A 13,618-nucleotide genomic window follows, 5' to 3' on the forward strand; every position below is an offset into this window, starting at 1 on the left:
CGTGACCGGCCGCGCACTGTTGCCCGGCACGCACCAGTACGCTCAGGCCAAGGCAGGCTGTGCGCCTGGCTTCAGAGGGGTGGCCTGCTGGCGTGCTTCCCAGTGCGAGATCACATCCAGTTCGAGCGCGCGCACCCGCTGCGTGCTGAAGTCGATGAAGGCACGCACGCGCTTGGGCAGCTGGCGGCGGCTGAGGTAGCACAGGTAGTGGCCGCGATCGAGCGGCGCATGCCGATCCAGGCAGGTCACCACCCTGCCCGCCCACAGCGCTTCACGCACCTGATAGCTGGGCAGCTGGGCGATGCCCAGCCCGTCGATGACGGCCTGCAGGGCCAGGTCGGCATCGTTGAACACCAGTGCAGCAGGCGGCTGAAGGTGTACTTCGGCACCGTCGACACGGAATTCCCAGGGCTGCATGCGTCCGCCCGGCAGGCGCCGCCCGATGCAGGCATGCGTGGGCAGCGTGTCCACCGACGCGGGAAGGCCGTGCACCTGCGCGTACGCCGGTGATGCACATACGACCAGCTGCATCGGCACCAGCTGCTTGGCAATCACTTGGCTGTCTTCCAGTAGGCCGTCGCGAAACGCCACGTCGATGCGATCACCGGCCAGGTCGGGGGCCTGCTCGTCCAGCAGCAGCTCCACGGATACCTGCGGGTACTCGGCACGGAAGGCTGCCAGCAAGGGCGCAATCACCCGACGGCCGAAGCCGTGGCTGGCACTGATGCGCAGGTGCCCGCGCGGCGGGCCCTCGCGCAGGTCGCGCATTTCCTCCAGCGCCTGCAGGATGCAGGTCACGCCCGGGTTGCAGCCCTCCAGGAACAGCTCGCCTTCGCGGGTGAGCGTGGTCGAGCGCGTGGTGCGCAGGAACAACCGCACGCCCAGCTGGCTTTCCAGCTTCTGCACGCTGCGGCTGACGGCCGAGCGGCCGATGCCGAGGCGGTCGGCCGCGCGCGCGAAGCTGCCCTCGGACGCCACTGCAATGAAGGCCAGCACGCCGGCGTAGCTGGTGGAGAAGGACGCATTGAGCGCATCGTGGCCGTCGCTGGCCAGGCGGGGCGTTGCGGCGTTCATGGGTGGCCTGGCTCCGGGCGGGCACGTTGTGCGTGCAGGTGGCTCCGCGCCAGCTTCAACCGTTGCCTGCACGCGGCAAGATCGAGCCCCAGCAGGGGCACGATGTCCTCGAATCCGGCACCCAGCACGTCGTGCAGCAACAGTACCGCACGTGCATCGGGCGGCAGTTCGCGCAATGCGGTGAGGAAGGCCTGCCAGACCTGTTCGCTGGCAGGGCGCGATGCGGTGCGCAGGTGCGATGAGGTGTCCATGCCCGGCAGACGGCCGAGCATCGGCCGCTGTGACAGGACATTGGTGTTTTTCATGCAACAGCGTGCGGCCCGGCCCCCGCCTACCGGCATTGCGAATGCGGGCCTAGCCTCGCTGTGCCCTTCACACGCTACAGGAACACACCATGACCGCACGCCTGGATTACGCCGCGCAATCCCCCGAACTGTTCAAGAAGCTCGGCCTGTACTCGCATGCCGCCCACACCGCCTCGATCGAAGCGGCCATCATCGATCTGGTCAACATCCGTGCATCGCAGCTCAACGGCTGTGGCTTCTGCCTGGACATGCACGTGAAGGAGGCCACCCTGCGTGGTGAGCGCCCCCTGCGCCTGCATCACCTGGCGGCATGGCGTGAATCGACGCTGTTCAGCCCGCGCGAGCGCGCCTGCCTGGCCTGGACCGAAGTACTGACCCAGCTGCCGGCGCAAGGCGTGCCCGACGAGCTGTACGCGCGCGTGCGCGGCCAGCTGTCCGATCAGGAAATGGTCGACCTGACCCACGCGGTGATGGCGATCAACGCATGGAACCGCGCCAACGTTGCCTTCCGTACCACGCCCGGCACCCTGGACGCGGCCTTCGGCCTGGACAAGGCCGGTCTGGCCTGACCCTCCCGCCGCTGCCCCATGCTGCGGCCCTCCTCTACCGCTTTGGAGACCTGCCATGCGTCGCTCTGTTCTGGTCCTGTTTGCGCTGCTGCCACTGTGCGGCGCTGCCGCCACCCCGCCCTCTCCTGCGCCCCAGCCCCTGGTGCGCGAGGTGATGACCCGCGCCCTGCCGGAGCAGCCCGGCAAGGAGGCGCTGATCCTTACCGTGGAGTACCCGCCGGGTGGCGCCGATCCTGTCCACCGCCACGATGCCCATGGCTTCGTCTATGTCCTGGAAGGGCGGATCGTGATGGGTGTGGCCGGCGGCAAGGAAGTCACCCTTGGCCCGGGTGAGGCCTTCCATGAAGGCCCGGCCGATCTGCACACCGTAGGCCGCAACGCCAGCGCCACCGAGCCGGCGAAGTTCGTGGTGTTCCTGATCAAGGACATCGGCAAGCCGGCGGTGCTGCCGCCGCACTGATCGCACGTCCGGCGCTGGCACCAACGACAGGTTCCCGGGTGTCACAATCCGGGGACCTGTCCCGTCTACGCTGGCATGGACGAATCCACTGCGCTGTTCTCACGCCTCCGCCCACGCCTGTTCGGCGTGGCCTACCGCATGCTTGGGTCTTCGCACGAAGCCGAAGACGTGGTGCAGGATGTCTGGCTGCGCTGGCATGGCACCGACCAGTCACAGATCGAGAATCCGGAAGCCTGGCTGGTGGCGACCACCACCCGTCGCGCCATTGATGGCCTGCGCCTGGCCCGGCACGCGCGCGAACACTATGTGGGCATGTGGTTGCCCGAGCCGCTGCTGACCGATGACACCGCCACGCCCGAGTACGTGCTGGAAACCGCCAGCGATCTGTCGGTCGCCTTCCTCAGTGTGCTGGAACGGTTGGCCCCGGATGCGCGTGCGGCTTTCCTGCTGCACGACGTGTTCGATCAGGATTACGCCGTGGTCGCGCGCACCCTGGACAAGACGCAAGCCGCCTGCCGGCAGATCGTGCATCGTGCGCGCCAGCAGCTCCGGCAGGAACGCCCGCGCTACAACGTCCCGCAGGACGTGCACCAGAAACTGCTGCGCCGCTTCGCCGAGGCCGCGTCCAGCGGGGATTTCCGCACGATGAAGGCCTTGATGGCCGAATCGGCCGAGCTGGTGGGTGACGGCGGCGGTATCGTCACCAGCTTCCCCGGGCCGATGGTCGGGGGTGCACGCATTGCCCAGCTGCTGTATGCCCCGCACCTGCGGCGCAGCGCGCAGTTGCGGATGGTGCCGGCCATGCTCAACGGACGGTTGGGACTGCTGCGCTATTTCGATGGCGAGCTGGAGGCGGCGATGGCCTTCGAGACCGATGGCGAGCGGATCACGCAGATCCTGGTGCAGCGCAATCCGCACAAGCTGCAACGTTTGGCCCACCCCACCGCCATCCAGTAGATCCACGCCAGGCGTGGATGGCGTCCGTTGTTGGCCTCGCCCTTGCGGGTTTCGAGCGGGGCGCCGACGCGCCCCGTCGAAAACTCGTGCTTGCGCTGTATCCGCAGGATCCGATCAGAAGTCCCAGAACACCGGCACCCAGCGGAACGTCTCGCCGTCCAGCGACACCCGGCCCACTGACGGGAACGGAAGATGCGTGGCCACCAGCAGTTCGCCGGTGCCGGCCAGGTCCTTCAGCAGAGCGACGCGAACGCGTGCGGATTCCTCCGGATCGTGCTCAAAACCGTTGTGCCAGTTCGGCTGGTCGAAGCCGACCGCGAACACCGCGTCACCGGCAAAGGTCAGGGCCTGCCCCGCGGACGCTACGCGCACCACGCAGTGGCCCGGGGTATGCCCACCGGTACGGCGGGCCGTCACGCCCGGCGCGATCTGCTGTTCGTCCTGGAAGGTGTGCACATAGCTGCTGTACTCGGCCCAGAAGTGCTTGGCCGTGGCGCGCAGTGCATCGGGGAAGCCCTGCGGCATGTTGGTACGGCTGAAGTCCGGCGACTTCCAGAACTCCACTTCCGCGGCTGCGACGTGGATTTTCAGGTCCGGGCGCAGCCGTTCCTTTACGCCTTCAACCAGCAGGCCGCCGACGTGGTCCATGTGCATGTGGGTAATCACCACGTCGGTGATTTCGCCCAGGTTGATACCGGCAGCACCGAGGCGGCGGATCAGCTGGCCGGCGCGCGGCAGCTGCAGGTCCGGGTCCATGCCCAGACCGGCATCGATGAGGATGGTGCGATCACCGCTGTGCACCACCATCACGTTCAATGCCCAGTCGAAGGCATCCTGGGGCAGGTACATCTCTTCGAACCATTCGGCACGGTCGGCGGCCGGCACGTTGTGGCCGAGCATCTGGGTGGGCAACGGCAGGACGCCATCGCTGATCACCAGCACTTCGACGTCGCCCACTTTCAGGGCGTAGCGCGAGGGCACCAGTTCATCGAGGGCGGGAGCAATGGGCGCGGCGGTGTTTTCCATACTGAACATGAGGGATCTCCACGAAGAGCCATTTGGCGGGCAGCAATGCAAGGCTGGCGCGAACGAATCCGGGCGCTTGCCCATGGCGCAGGCCGTGACATTGCCAGGGCACGGTTGCCTGGCAGGCCAGCGCTGCGGAGTTCATGGGAAGACGGGCCACTGCGCGGGCAATGGGCCCGGAACACGGCAGGTGCCGTGTGGGATCAGCCTAGGCAGCACGCCGCAGGTGCGGTAGCGCCGTGAAGGGGTACGTCATGTTGCGTTCCGGGAAGCAATGCGGAACCGGCTGCAATGCCACCATTGCAAGCGCCTCTGGCTCGTTCGGTAGTGCGCAGGCCCAGGTCGGGCAGCTTCGGATGATCATCCAGTCGACCCCACTGTGGGTCCGCGCAATCAGGACGATCTATCAAGAAATTCGGACTTGTCATATCCCAGATGCCTGATTGCTGGCGCAAAGTACGTCTCACCACCCACCCATGAGAGTTCCCGCATGAACACCTTCGCCCGTACCCTGGCCGTTGCCACCCTCGCCCTCTCGGTCCAGGCCGGCCTGTCCGCGCAGGCCGCCGAACCGGCCACGCCGGCGGCAGTCACCAGCATCGCGCGCACCGCCAGCTACATCACCACCGCCGATGGCGTGCAGCTGTACTACAAGGACTGGGGCCCGAAGAACGGCCCGGTCGTGACCTTCAGCCACGGCTGGCCGTTGAACTCGGACAGCTGGGAATCGCAGATGATCTTCCTGGCCAACCACGGCTACCGCGTCATTGCCCATGACCGTCGCGGCCACGGCCGTTCCAGCCAGCCGTGGGATGGCAACGACATGGATCACTACGCTGATGACCTGGCCACGGTGATCAATACGCTGGACCTGCACGATGTGACCCTGGTGGGCTTCTCCACCGGTGGCGGCGAAGTGGCGCGCTACATCGGCCGGCATGGCACCGGGCGGGTGAAGAAGGCCGTGCTGATCAGCTCGGTACCGCCGTTCATGCTGAAGACCGCCGACAACCCGAACGGCCTGCCGATCGAAGTGTTCGATGGCATCCGCAAGGCACAGATGGATAACCGCGCGCAGCTGTACAAGGACATTCCGTCGGGCCCGTTCTATGGCTTCAACCGCCCGGGCGCGAAGGTGTCGCAGGGGCTGATCGATGCGTGGTGGGCACAGGGCATGCAGGGCGGCCACAAGAACACCTACGACTCGATCGCTGCGTTCTCGGCCACCGATTTCCGCGCAGACCTGAAGAAATTCGATGTGCCCACCCTGGTCATCCACGGTGACGACGACCAGATCGTGCCGATCGACATCTCGGGCCGCCAATCGGCGAAGCTCATCAAGGGCGCAAAGCTGATTGTCTACCCGGGTGCGCCGCACGGCCTGACCGACACCCACAAGGACAAGGTCAACCAGGATCTGCTGGCGTTCCTGCAGGAAAAGTGAGTGTACGGGGCTCCGTCGTGATGGCGGAGCCCTTCCTGCCCAGAGGCAGGGCCGGCACCGGACGAGCGCCGGCTGCCACGTCAGTGCACGATTGCGGCCGTGGGATTTCAAGCCAGTCATGGCGCGCGGTGTGCACCTTGATGAAGGGTTAACCTCCAACAAAGCACACTGCGCTCTCACGGCTCTTCTCCGGCGCAGAATCCTTTGCTCCCGTGTCCAGCCCCAGACGACACGGCCATGCATCCTCCCAATGCCTTCCGGATCCACGCGATCCAGCCCCTTCTTGCGCGCAATGGCGCCATCGTTCGCCTCGATCAGTTGCGATCGACCTGCAAGAGCTGCGGCTTGCGCTCCTCAATGACCCAGGACGCCGGCATCAAGACGAGTCCATTGGGCACGACGCTCACGTGCCCCGCGTGCGGTGCCACGGGGCTGATGGACGAGGTGGAGATATGGCACCACTGGCTCGAACAGTGCCGGCGGGAACGGATGCTGGCGCTCTTCGATCCCGCACCTGACGAACCTCTGGAGCCTGATGGCCCCGAATGAGAGCGACGCATGGGCTGTCCGGCCGGCGCCTCAGCGCCGCGCCTCAACCGTCGCCGGGGTGACGCCCTGCCAGGCTACCCATCGTGAAGGCGTAGCCCGCCTCCTCCAGCAGCGCTCTCATGCGCAGCTCCACACGCCGGGGGGAAAGCAGGCTGTTGGGCGCGTACAGGGCATAGACGTAGCCTGCGCCGTCGATGATCTCGCGGCGCACGGCGCACTCATTGGATTCGGCAGCCTCGGACCAGACGGACATCAACCTGGCGGGACTGATGGATTGGCCGTTGCGAAGACGGAAGAACAGCCAGCGCACTCCCAGGGAACGCACCGGATTCAACCTAGCCACTGCGAACCCCCGATGCGCCGGAAAAGGTCCCTCAGGACCTCTGGATCCAAGCGTGGATGCTCGTCTTTCGAAGAGCGCGGAAGGTCGATACGTGCGGCGCCGTTCACCAGCGCGGGCAGATCGGACTGAAGGTCGATCCACCACCCCGTGGGCAGCCGGAGCCCCGTGCCCGTTCTATCGTAGATGCAGATCGGAAAAGTCATGGCGTTGCTCCTGGATGACCCGAGCATACGCCTGCGCGATGTCAGGTCTGGATGCGACGCCTAGGAAGATGCCGCATCGACGCGCTTTGCGCATTCGAATACGTGTGCTTCGTCCTGCTGGACCCTGCGGAACGACTCCAGCCAGCCGAACGCTGCGCCACGATTGTGAATCGTTTCGCCAAGCCTTCCGGTCAGGCACCGTGCGCACTCCATCCCGCCAGGACTGGGCGCATCGCAGCAACGGCATTGCGCCATCGTCGTCGTTCTCTCCGGGCGGCACTGGTACATGATCTTGGTCATCAGGCTGATCGCCTGGCTTTGCGAGGACATGCGCGCTCCCTGTCTGCTGCGGAAGCAGCCGCTCGGTGCGCGGCTCCTCCTGTTCCTCAGCGGCGGGTATCGCCGCCGAGACCGCCCTTCTTTTCATCCGCTGGCTTCGGGCTCTCGCTATCCTTGTTGTCCTGCTGCTGTTGCTGTCCTTGCTTGCCGGGCTCCTCCCCGCCGGGTTCGCCCCCCTCGCCCTGCCCCTGCTGTGCAGGCTGTTCTGCTTCAGCGGACGCGTTGGAGCGGTCATTCCTGTTCTGTTCGGGGACGCTGTTCATTTCGATTCTCCGCCGCAGCAAGTCTGCTGCCGATTGACTGTGGGCCTGTTGCCGTTACGGGAACGTGCCGGCAAGCGCGTTGTATGAACGGTTGTGATGAACAGGCTCCCGGCAGCGAGCGTGTAAAGTGAGGTTTCGAACAGGGGTAGGCGCCGTGAGCCACGGAAGAAGCAAGCACGTTGTCGATGTGGAGCGCGAGCTGGCCCACTGGGAAACCGCCTTCAATCTGGGTGCGCTGCCCGCGATGAGTTTCCGGCACGAAGTGGCGCCGGTCATCCGGCTTGCCTGCGATATCTATGTGAGATATCCGCACGGTACCCGGTCAGCCTGGATGGACGATCTGCAGTGCCGCCTTGCGAAACGATCAAGCCTACGCGGCCACCCTGGCGCGGCAGAGATTGCCGATCGTTGCTGGACGCTGCTGTCCTGCGGCTAGGCGCCTCCTGCCGGATGATTCCGCTCGCGCACACCCTGCCCCAGCTCGGATGCCAGGAACGGTGCCGTCCTGCTGCCCTTGGCGTGGGCCACCTGATGCGGCGTCCCAGCCGCCACGATGGTGCCGCCCGCGCCGCCTGCGCCCGGACCGACGTCGATCACCCAGTCGGCCTGTGCGACAGAACGCATGTCGTGCTCGATCATCACCACCGTGTTGCCTGCGTCCACCAGCCGCTGAAGCTGCACCAGCAGCCTGTCGGCGTCTGATGCATGCAGGCCGGTGGTGGGTTCGTCCAGCACGTACAGCGTGCGCCCGCGCTGGCTGCGCTGCAGCTCTGTGGCCAGCTTGATGCGTTGCGCCTCACCCCCTGAAAGCTCCGTGGCCGGCTGGCCCAGCCGCAGGTAGCCCAGGCCGATCTCCTGCAGCAACTGCAGCGGGCGGGCGATGGCCTCTTCTTCGGCGAAGAACGCATGGGCCTGGTCCACCGTCATCTGCAGGACCTCGGCAATGTTGCGGCCGTTCCACTGCACCTTCAGCGTGGCCTCGTTGTAGCGGGCGCCATGACAGGTGGGGCACGGCGCATAGACGCTGGGCATGAACAGCAGTTCGACGCTGACGAAACCCTCGCCTTCGCAGGTCTCGCATCGCCCCTTGGCTACGTTGAACGAAAAGCGGCCCGCATCGAATCGGCGACGGCGCGCGTCGGGTGTCGCGGCGAACAGCTTGCGCACGTGGTCGAACAGGCCCGTGTAGGTAGCCAGGTTGGAGCGTGGCGTGCGGCCGATGGGCTTCTGGTCCACCTGCACCACGCGCTGGATGGCGTCCACGTCGCCGGCCAGCTGGCCCCGCGTTGCTTCGATTACGGTGGGTCCTTCGGCAGGTGCGCTGTCGGCGCCGTCGTCTGCCGTCTCATGCCCGAGGTGCAGCAGCATCAGCTCGGGCAGCGCCTGCGCCATCAGGCTGGATTTGCCCGATCCGGAAATGCCGGTCACTGCAGTCAGCAACCCCAACGGCACCTGCGCATCCACACCGTGCAGGTTGTGGCGGTGGATGCCTTTCAGCGCCAGCCAGCTGTTGGCACTGCGCTGCCGGCTGGCCGGCGCGGGCACCCGGTCGAACAGGTACTGCGCCGTGCGCGAATCCTGAACGTTGCGCAGGCCGTCGGGCTCGCCACTGTAGAGAACGCGTCCGCCATGTTCCCCTGCCTGCGGGCCCACATCCACCAGCCACTGCGCGCGGCGCATCAGCTCCAGATCATGTTCAACAACGAACACCGAGTTACCGCCGTCGCGTAGGCGTTCCAGCGCGTCGTACAGCGCCTGGCTGTCGGCCGGATGCAGGCCGGCCGACGGTTCGTCGAGCACGTACAGCACGCCGAACAGCAGCGAGCTGAGCTGCGTGGCCAGGCGCAGGCGCTGCAGTTCGCCGGCCGACAGTGTGGGCGTGGCGCGGTCCAGCGAGAGATAGCCCAGGCCGAGCTCGCGAAGTTGCCGTACCCGCGCCATGACCCCGCCCGCGAGCCGTTGCGCCGCCAGGCGCTTTTCCTCTGACAGGGCTGAGGTCAGGCGCACGTCAGGGGCGCCTTCGTGGGTCGCGCGGCCACTTGCTGCCCGCTTGGCGCGATCGCTGGGCGTTGCACGCCTGCTGGTACGCGCGCCGTGGCTGTGTGCACTGAAATCGCCCTGCGCGATGGGCTCGAGCAACGCCGCCAGCTGGTCCAGCGGCAGCCGCATGAACTCGCCGATGTCCACGCCGGCGAAGGTGACCGAGAGCGCTTCCGGCTTCAGGCGCTTTCCCTGGCAAGCGGGGCACAGCCGGCCTTCCATGTAGCGGGAAACACGCTTGCGCATCAGCGCGCTCTGGGTGTTGGCAAAGGTGTGCAGCACGTAGCGGCGTGCGCCGGTGTACGTACCCATGTAGCTGGGCTCCAGCTTGCGCTTGAGCGCGGCGCGGGTCTCGGCCGGCGTGAAGCCGGCATAGACCGGCACCGTGGGCGTTTCCTCGGTGAACAGGATCCAGTCGCGGTCCTTCTTCGGCAGCTTCTTCCACGGCACATCGATGTCGTAGCCCAGCGTGACCAGAATGTCGCGCAGGTTCTGGCCATGCCATGCCGGTGGCCAGGAGGCGATGGCGCGCTCGCGGATGCTCAGCGATGGGTCCGGCACCATCAGCGCTTCGGTCACCTCGTAGACGTGCCCCAGGCCGTGGCAGGTGCTGCAGGCACCCTGTGGGGTGTTGGGCGAGAAGTCTTCGGCGTACAGCATGGGCTGGTGGGCCGGGTAGGCCCCTGCCCGCGAATACATCATGCGCACCAGGCTGGACAACGTCGTCACGCTGCCCACCGATGAGCGCGCATTGCTGGCACCGCGTTGCTGCTGCAGGGCGACCGCCGGTGGCAGCCCGTCAATGGCATCCACGTCGGGCACGCCGGCCTGATCGATCAGGCGTCGCGCGTAGGGCGCGACGGATTCGAAGTAGCGCCGCTGCGCCTCGGCGAAGACCGTGCCGAAGGCCAGCGAGGACTTGCCGGACCCCGACACGCCGGAGAACACCACCAGTGCATTGCGTGGAATGGAGACATCGACATTCTTCAGGTTGTGCTCGCGCGCACCGCGGACCTCGATGCAGCCGCTGGCTGCGGCAGCACATGACGATTCGCCAAAGGGGGTGTTGGACATCTCAGCATTCCTGCATTCGGTGGGCGGATCGCGCATGGTGCGCCCGAGCGGCCATTGTCGCCGCTGTGGAGTGAATGGCGCGAGGGCGCCGGAGGCGGGATGTTGTCTTCACCTCCCCTTCGTACGGCGTTGCCCAGCCAGGGGCTAGCGTGGGGTGCCCACACATCGGAGGCCCTCATGCATCCCGACGTACTTGGCTGGGCCGCCACGGCGGTGCTGATGGCAACCCTGATCCGGCAGATGGTGAAGCAGTGGCAGTCGTCCCACCCGGAAGCCGTATCCAGGTGGCTGTTCGCGGGCCAGATGACCGCTTCTGCGCTGTTCACGGTGTACAGCGCGATGCTGGGGAGCGTGGTCTTCGTGGTGACCAATGCGATGCTGCTGTTGACGGCGGTGGTGGGCCAGGTGATGGCGTGGCGCCGCCGCGGCCGACGCCGGGCTCCTCCACCCTGCTGATTGTTAACGCGTGTTGCCTGAAGGTTTGACATCACGTTGCCCCACTCTTGATGGGGCCGCTCACACCGCACTCCTATGCTGGGCCCGCCACCTGAGGGGTGGTGATCAGCCTGGAGATGCACCATGCAACGCGACCAGAAAGACCTTCCCCATCCGGACCAGGAGGCACAGCGCCCCGATCCTGTCAGTCCGCTGCAGGCGAGGCTGCACAACCGCCGCAATCATGACGAGGCGCTGCAGGAAACCTTCCCCGCCAGTGACCCGATCTCCCCCTTCGTCGCTGCGCCAACGCCGGAAGAGCAGGACAAGCGCCTCGAGGAGCGGGTCAAACTGCCAGACCGACACATGGATGAGGAGGCCGCGGGAGGTGACCAGTGATCCGGCGCGGTTTCGCCCGTGTCGCGGCCGCGACGGCGCGATTGTCCGGCAGCCTGGGGGCATTCGTCGCAGCGCTGGGGGTGATCATCGCCTGGGCTGCCAGCGGGCCGGCCTTCCACTTCAATGACACGTGGCAGCTGGTGGTGAATACGGGAACGACCATCGTGACCTTCCTGATGGTGTTCCTGATCCAGCATACGCAGAACGCCGATACCGCTGCGCTGCACATCAAGCTGGACGAACTGATCCGCGTGAGCAAGGACGCCAACCAGGAGTTGTTGAACCTGGAGTCGATGGAGCCGGCCCATCTTGAAGAGATACGCCAGCGTTACGAGGCACTGGCCAGGACCGCTGCAGACATCAAGTCCAAGAAGGAGCGCTGCATGCCCAGCGATGCGGACGCGGCCGCCGAAGCCTGAGGTCGCGGCTCCGGCGGCTACCTGCGCCCATCACGGCTCTGGTGTGAGGCCCTGCCTGGCAGGGCCTTCCAGCAGCGCTCCGGTGGCCGAAAAGCGGCTGCCGTGGCAAGGGCAGTCCCATGTGCGCTCATGGCCGTTCCATTGAACAACGCACTTCAGGTGCGGGCAGAGCGCCGACATGGTGTGCAGGCGCCCGCCCTCGTCGCGGTAGACCGCAGTGCGCTTTCCATCCACGTCCAGCAGTGCGCCGCAACCACGGGCCAGCTCACTGGGCGAGCGCGAGGGCGCCGTGGCAAGCCGATCTCCCACCATGTGCCGCGCCACCGTGGCGTTGGTGCGGGCCCAACCAGAGGCCGAGCGCACCGGGGTGAAACGCATGGGGCTGAGCAGCTGCTCGATCTCGCTGGTCGTGCCGAGGATTCCCTCGGTAATCGCACGCGCGGCCACGCCCGCCCAGGTCAAGCCGTCCGGCCCATAGCCGGTAGCCACCCAAACATTGTCGTGCGCGCTGCTGCCGATGTAGGGCAGCTGGTCGGCTGCACGGAACTGCTGCGCGGACCAGCACAGCGGCTCTCCCTGCACGGTGAAATTGCGATGCGCGTCGGCGACCAGATGCTGGGCTGGATCCATCGGCGGCGTTTCGCCGGTGCGGTGGGTCTCGCCGACCAGCACCAGCCAGTCACGGCCATCAGTACCGCGCACCCCGCGCAGCGATCGGTGCCGATCGGCAATCCAATGAATGCCTGCCGCGGGCGGCGTGGCAACCGGTACCGCCACGCCGTATTCGCGGTAGACCTCCATCTCGGCCTGCACCAGGTTGAAACCTGCTGGCGAATGGGTGGCCAGCACGAAGTGCCTGGCGTGGATGCGGGCGCCGTCGGCCGTCGCAACGCCGGCGGATGCCTCGATGCTGTTGATCCGGGTCCAGTCGTGGATGCGCACCCGGCCCGCCAGATGTCGCGCCAGCTCAATGCAGAACGCCGCCGGATCCAATTGCGCCTGATCTGCAACGCGGAAGGCGTGGCCCAAGGTGAACGGCAACCCGAACTGGTGGTGTTCGCACTGAAGGCCGACGCGCTGATAGGCCTGCAGCTCACGCTCGAATCGCGCAGTGACCTCGCGGGTGCGTTCCTGCATGCCGTACTGCATGGCCACGCGCTCGAAGCCACAGCGCAGATCGTAGCGGTGAACCAGTGTTTCGATGGACCGCAGCGCCTGCTGCCGCCACTGCACGACACGGCTGGCCGTGTCGCCGCCCCAACGGGAGATCAGATCGGCCAGCCGGGAGACGGGCGCGTAAAGATTGCCGGTGGACATCACCGTATTGCGCCCGCCGATGGGCCCCGCATCAACCACCAGCACATCCAGGCCGCTATCGGCCAGGCGGGCCGCTGTCAGCAGGCCGGTCATGCCGGCGCCCACCACCAGCACGTCCGCCTGCGTGGTTCCGGCAAGTGGACGGAAGCTGTTCGAATCGCTATCACGGGACCATAGGCTGGCGCGCAGTAACGGGTCGGTCATGAAATGCACCCTTGCAGAGTCAGCTGGAAGCCTTCCCTGATACGCCGCCGGGGGTGAAACAGCCGTGGTGCGACCGTGCAGAAAATCCTCACACACGTAGCCGTAGCGATGCCGAGCAGGGGGTGGCTGAACATCGCGTAGACGGCACGCCTGCGTCCGCTGTGCGGCCCACAACACCCTCCTTGCGGTGCGGTTGCC

General features: G+C 66.4%; 17 protein-coding genes. 9 read left to right on the forward strand and 8 right to left on the reverse strand.

Annotation, left to right across the window (positions count from 1 at the left end; genetic code table 11):
- Positions 1–42: 42 nt before the first annotated feature.
- Positions 43–1,074: a LysR family transcriptional regulator gene (locus AC5P9W_RS08740; RefSeq protein WP_134729277.1), complete on the reverse strand. Its 1,032-nt coding sequence runs from the start codon at positions 1,072–1,074 to the stop codon at positions 43–45.
- On the reverse strand, positions 1,071–1,379 hold the full coding sequence (locus AC5P9W_RS08745; protein WP_456115621.1) for a sigma factor-like helix-turn-helix DNA-binding protein: 309 nt from the start codon (positions 1,377–1,379) through the stop codon (positions 1,071–1,073). The genes AC5P9W_RS08740 and AC5P9W_RS08745 overlap by 4 nt, the downstream gene beginning before the upstream one ends.
- 89 nt (positions 1,380–1,468) lie before the next feature.
- Here AC5P9W_RS08745 and AC5P9W_RS08750 point away from each other — a divergent pair, with 89 nt between their 5' ends.
- The 3 genes from AC5P9W_RS08750 (at position 1,469) to AC5P9W_RS08760 (ending at position 3,365) form a co-directional block, all read left to right on the forward strand.
- Entirely contained in the window at positions 1,469–1,948 is a 480-nt protein-coding gene (locus AC5P9W_RS08750; protein ID WP_134729273.1) for a carboxymuconolactone decarboxylase family protein, read from the forward strand.
- 55 nt (positions 1,949–2,003) lie between these two features.
- On the forward strand, positions 2,004–2,408 hold the full coding sequence (locus AC5P9W_RS08755; protein WP_125436986.1) for a cupin domain-containing protein: 405 nt from the start codon (positions 2,004–2,006) through the stop codon (positions 2,406–2,408).
- Positions 2,409–2,483: 75 nt separating this feature from the next.
- On the forward strand, positions 2,484–3,365 hold the full coding sequence (locus tag AC5P9W_RS08760) for an RNA polymerase sigma-70 factor (RefSeq protein ID WP_329915348.1): 882 nt from the start codon (positions 2,484–2,486) through the stop codon (positions 3,363–3,365).
- A 114-nt stretch (positions 3,366–3,479) separates the two neighbouring features.
- On the opposite strand, the gene AC5P9W_RS08765 is transcribed toward AC5P9W_RS08760, so the two are convergent.
- Positions 3,480–4,400, reverse strand: coding sequence for an MBL fold metallo-hydrolase (locus tag AC5P9W_RS08765; protein WP_164230081.1), 921 nt, complete (start codon positions 4,398–4,400; stop codon positions 3,480–3,482).
- A gap of 481 nt (positions 4,401–4,881) precedes the next feature.
- Between AC5P9W_RS08765 and AC5P9W_RS08770 the strand changes: the two genes are divergently transcribed.
- Together AC5P9W_RS08770 and AC5P9W_RS08775 are read left to right on the forward strand one after the other, a co-directional pair.
- On the forward strand, positions 4,882–5,835 hold the full coding sequence (locus AC5P9W_RS08770) for an alpha/beta fold hydrolase (protein ID WP_005416558.1): 954 nt from the start codon (positions 4,882–4,884) through the stop codon (positions 5,833–5,835).
- Positions 5,836–6,072: 237 nt separating this feature from the next.
- The gene (locus AC5P9W_RS08775) at positions 6,073–6,384 is read left to right on the forward strand and encodes a hypothetical protein (RefSeq protein ID WP_005416559.1); all 312 of its coding nucleotides are present in this window, start codon (positions 6,073–6,075) and stop codon (positions 6,382–6,384) included.
- Between the two features lie 43 nt (positions 6,385–6,427).
- On the opposite strand, the gene AC5P9W_RS08780 is transcribed toward AC5P9W_RS08775, so the two are convergent.
- From AC5P9W_RS08780 to AC5P9W_RS08790, 3 genes are all read right to left on the reverse strand, one after another.
- Positions 6,428–6,709 (reverse strand): hypothetical protein, encoded by a 282-nt coding sequence (locus tag AC5P9W_RS08780; protein ID WP_005416560.1) that lies wholly within the window; start codon positions 6,707–6,709, stop codon positions 6,428–6,430.
- 281 nt (positions 6,710–6,990) lie between these two features.
- Complete coding sequence (locus AC5P9W_RS08785; RefSeq protein ID WP_065196287.1) at positions 6,991–7,260, reverse strand: hypothetical protein; 270 nt, start codon at positions 7,258–7,260, stop codon at positions 6,991–6,993.
- A 56-nt stretch (positions 7,261–7,316) separates the two neighbouring features.
- Positions 7,317–7,532: a hypothetical protein gene (locus tag AC5P9W_RS08790; RefSeq protein ID WP_134955596.1), complete on the reverse strand. Its 216-nt coding sequence runs from the start codon at positions 7,530–7,532 to the stop codon at positions 7,317–7,319.
- 154 nt (positions 7,533–7,686) lie between these two features.
- Between AC5P9W_RS08790 and AC5P9W_RS08795 the strand changes: the two genes are divergently transcribed.
- Positions 7,687–7,968 (forward strand): hypothetical protein, encoded by a 282-nt coding sequence (locus AC5P9W_RS08795; protein ID WP_164093106.1) that lies wholly within the window; start codon positions 7,687–7,689, stop codon positions 7,966–7,968.
- On the opposite strand, the gene AC5P9W_RS08800 is transcribed toward AC5P9W_RS08795, so the two are convergent.
- Positions 7,965–10,646 carry an excinuclease ABC subunit UvrA gene (locus tag AC5P9W_RS08800; protein ID WP_456115618.1) on the reverse strand — a complete coding sequence of 894 codons (2,682 nt, stop codon included), beginning with the start codon at positions 10,644–10,646 and terminating at the stop codon, positions 7,965–7,967. The genes AC5P9W_RS08795 and AC5P9W_RS08800 overlap by 4 nt on opposite strands.
- Positions 10,647–10,823: 177 nt before the next feature.
- Here AC5P9W_RS08800 and AC5P9W_RS08805 point away from each other — a divergent pair, with 177 nt between their 5' ends.
- The 3 genes from AC5P9W_RS08805 to AC5P9W_RS08815 all read left to right on the forward strand — a co-directional run bounded on the left by AC5P9W_RS08805 (position 10,824) and on the right by AC5P9W_RS08815 (position 11,899).
- A complete protein-coding gene (locus AC5P9W_RS08805) occupies positions 10,824–11,102 on the forward strand; it encodes a hypothetical protein (RefSeq protein ID WP_021202427.1) in 279 nt (92 codons plus the stop codon).
- A gap of 123 nt (positions 11,103–11,225) precedes the next feature.
- On the forward strand, positions 11,226–11,480 hold the full coding sequence (locus AC5P9W_RS08810) for a hypothetical protein (protein WP_111101965.1): 255 nt from the start codon (positions 11,226–11,228) through the stop codon (positions 11,478–11,480).
- Positions 11,477–11,899 carry a low affinity iron permease family protein gene (locus AC5P9W_RS08815; protein ID WP_021202425.1) on the forward strand — a complete coding sequence of 141 codons (423 nt, stop codon included), beginning with the start codon at positions 11,477–11,479 and terminating at the stop codon, positions 11,897–11,899. The genes AC5P9W_RS08810 and AC5P9W_RS08815 overlap by 4 nt, the downstream gene beginning before the upstream one ends.
- 30 nt (positions 11,900–11,929) lie before the next feature.
- On the opposite strand, the gene AC5P9W_RS08820 is transcribed toward AC5P9W_RS08815, so the two are convergent.
- On the reverse strand, positions 11,930–13,420 hold the full coding sequence (locus AC5P9W_RS08820) for an FAD-dependent oxidoreductase (RefSeq protein ID WP_456115640.1): 1,491 nt from the start codon (positions 13,418–13,420) through the stop codon (positions 11,930–11,932).
- Positions 13,421–13,618: the final 198 nt, after the last annotated feature.

Source organism: Stenotrophomonas sp. YJH_SMC_33 (assembly GCF_059372295.1).

Excerpts from the sequence above, each read along its gene's own strand:
- AC5P9W_RS08740 (WP_134729277.1), bottom strand. The coding sequence starts at position 1,074 with ATGAACGCCGCAACGCCCCGCCTGGCCAGCGACGGCCACGATGCGCTC.
- AC5P9W_RS08745 (WP_456115621.1), bottom strand. The coding sequence starts at position 1,379 with ATGAAAAACACCAATGTCCTGTCACAGCGGCCGATGCTCGGCCGTCTG.
- AC5P9W_RS08750 (WP_134729273.1), top strand. The coding sequence starts at position 1,469 with ATGACCGCACGCCTGGATTACGCCGCGCAATCCCCCGAACTGTTCAAG.
- AC5P9W_RS08755 (WP_125436986.1), top strand. The coding sequence starts at position 2,004 with ATGCGTCGCTCTGTTCTGGTCCTGTTTGCGCTGCTGCCACTGTGCGGC.
- AC5P9W_RS08760 (WP_329915348.1), top strand. The coding sequence starts at position 2,484 with ATGGACGAATCCACTGCGCTGTTCTCACGCCTCCGCCCACGCCTGTTC.
- AC5P9W_RS08765 (WP_164230081.1), bottom strand. The coding sequence starts at position 4,400 with ATGTTCAGTATGGAAAACACCGCCGCGCCCATTGCTCCCGCCCTCGAT.
- AC5P9W_RS08770 (WP_005416558.1), top strand. The coding sequence starts at position 4,882 with ATGAACACCTTCGCCCGTACCCTGGCCGTTGCCACCCTCGCCCTCTCG.
- AC5P9W_RS08775 (WP_005416559.1), top strand. The coding sequence starts at position 6,073 with ATGCATCCTCCCAATGCCTTCCGGATCCACGCGATCCAGCCCCTTCTT.
- AC5P9W_RS08785 (WP_065196287.1), bottom strand. The coding sequence starts at position 7,260 with ATGTCCTCGCAAAGCCAGGCGATCAGCCTGATGACCAAGATCATGTAC.
- AC5P9W_RS08790 (WP_134955596.1), bottom strand. The coding sequence starts at position 7,532 with ATGAACAGCGTCCCCGAACAGAACAGGAATGACCGCTCCAACGCGTCC.
- AC5P9W_RS08800 (WP_456115618.1), bottom strand. The coding sequence starts at position 10,646 with ATGTCCAACACCCCCTTTGGCGAATCGTCATGTGCTGCCGCAGCCAGC.
- AC5P9W_RS08805 (WP_021202427.1), top strand. The coding sequence starts at position 10,824 with ATGCATCCCGACGTACTTGGCTGGGCCGCCACGGCGGTGCTGATGGCA.
- AC5P9W_RS08810 (WP_111101965.1), top strand. The coding sequence starts at position 11,226 with ATGCAACGCGACCAGAAAGACCTTCCCCATCCGGACCAGGAGGCACAG.
- AC5P9W_RS08820 (WP_456115640.1), bottom strand. The coding sequence starts at position 13,420 with ATGACCGACCCGTTACTGCGCGCCAGCCTATGGTCCCGTGATAGCGAT.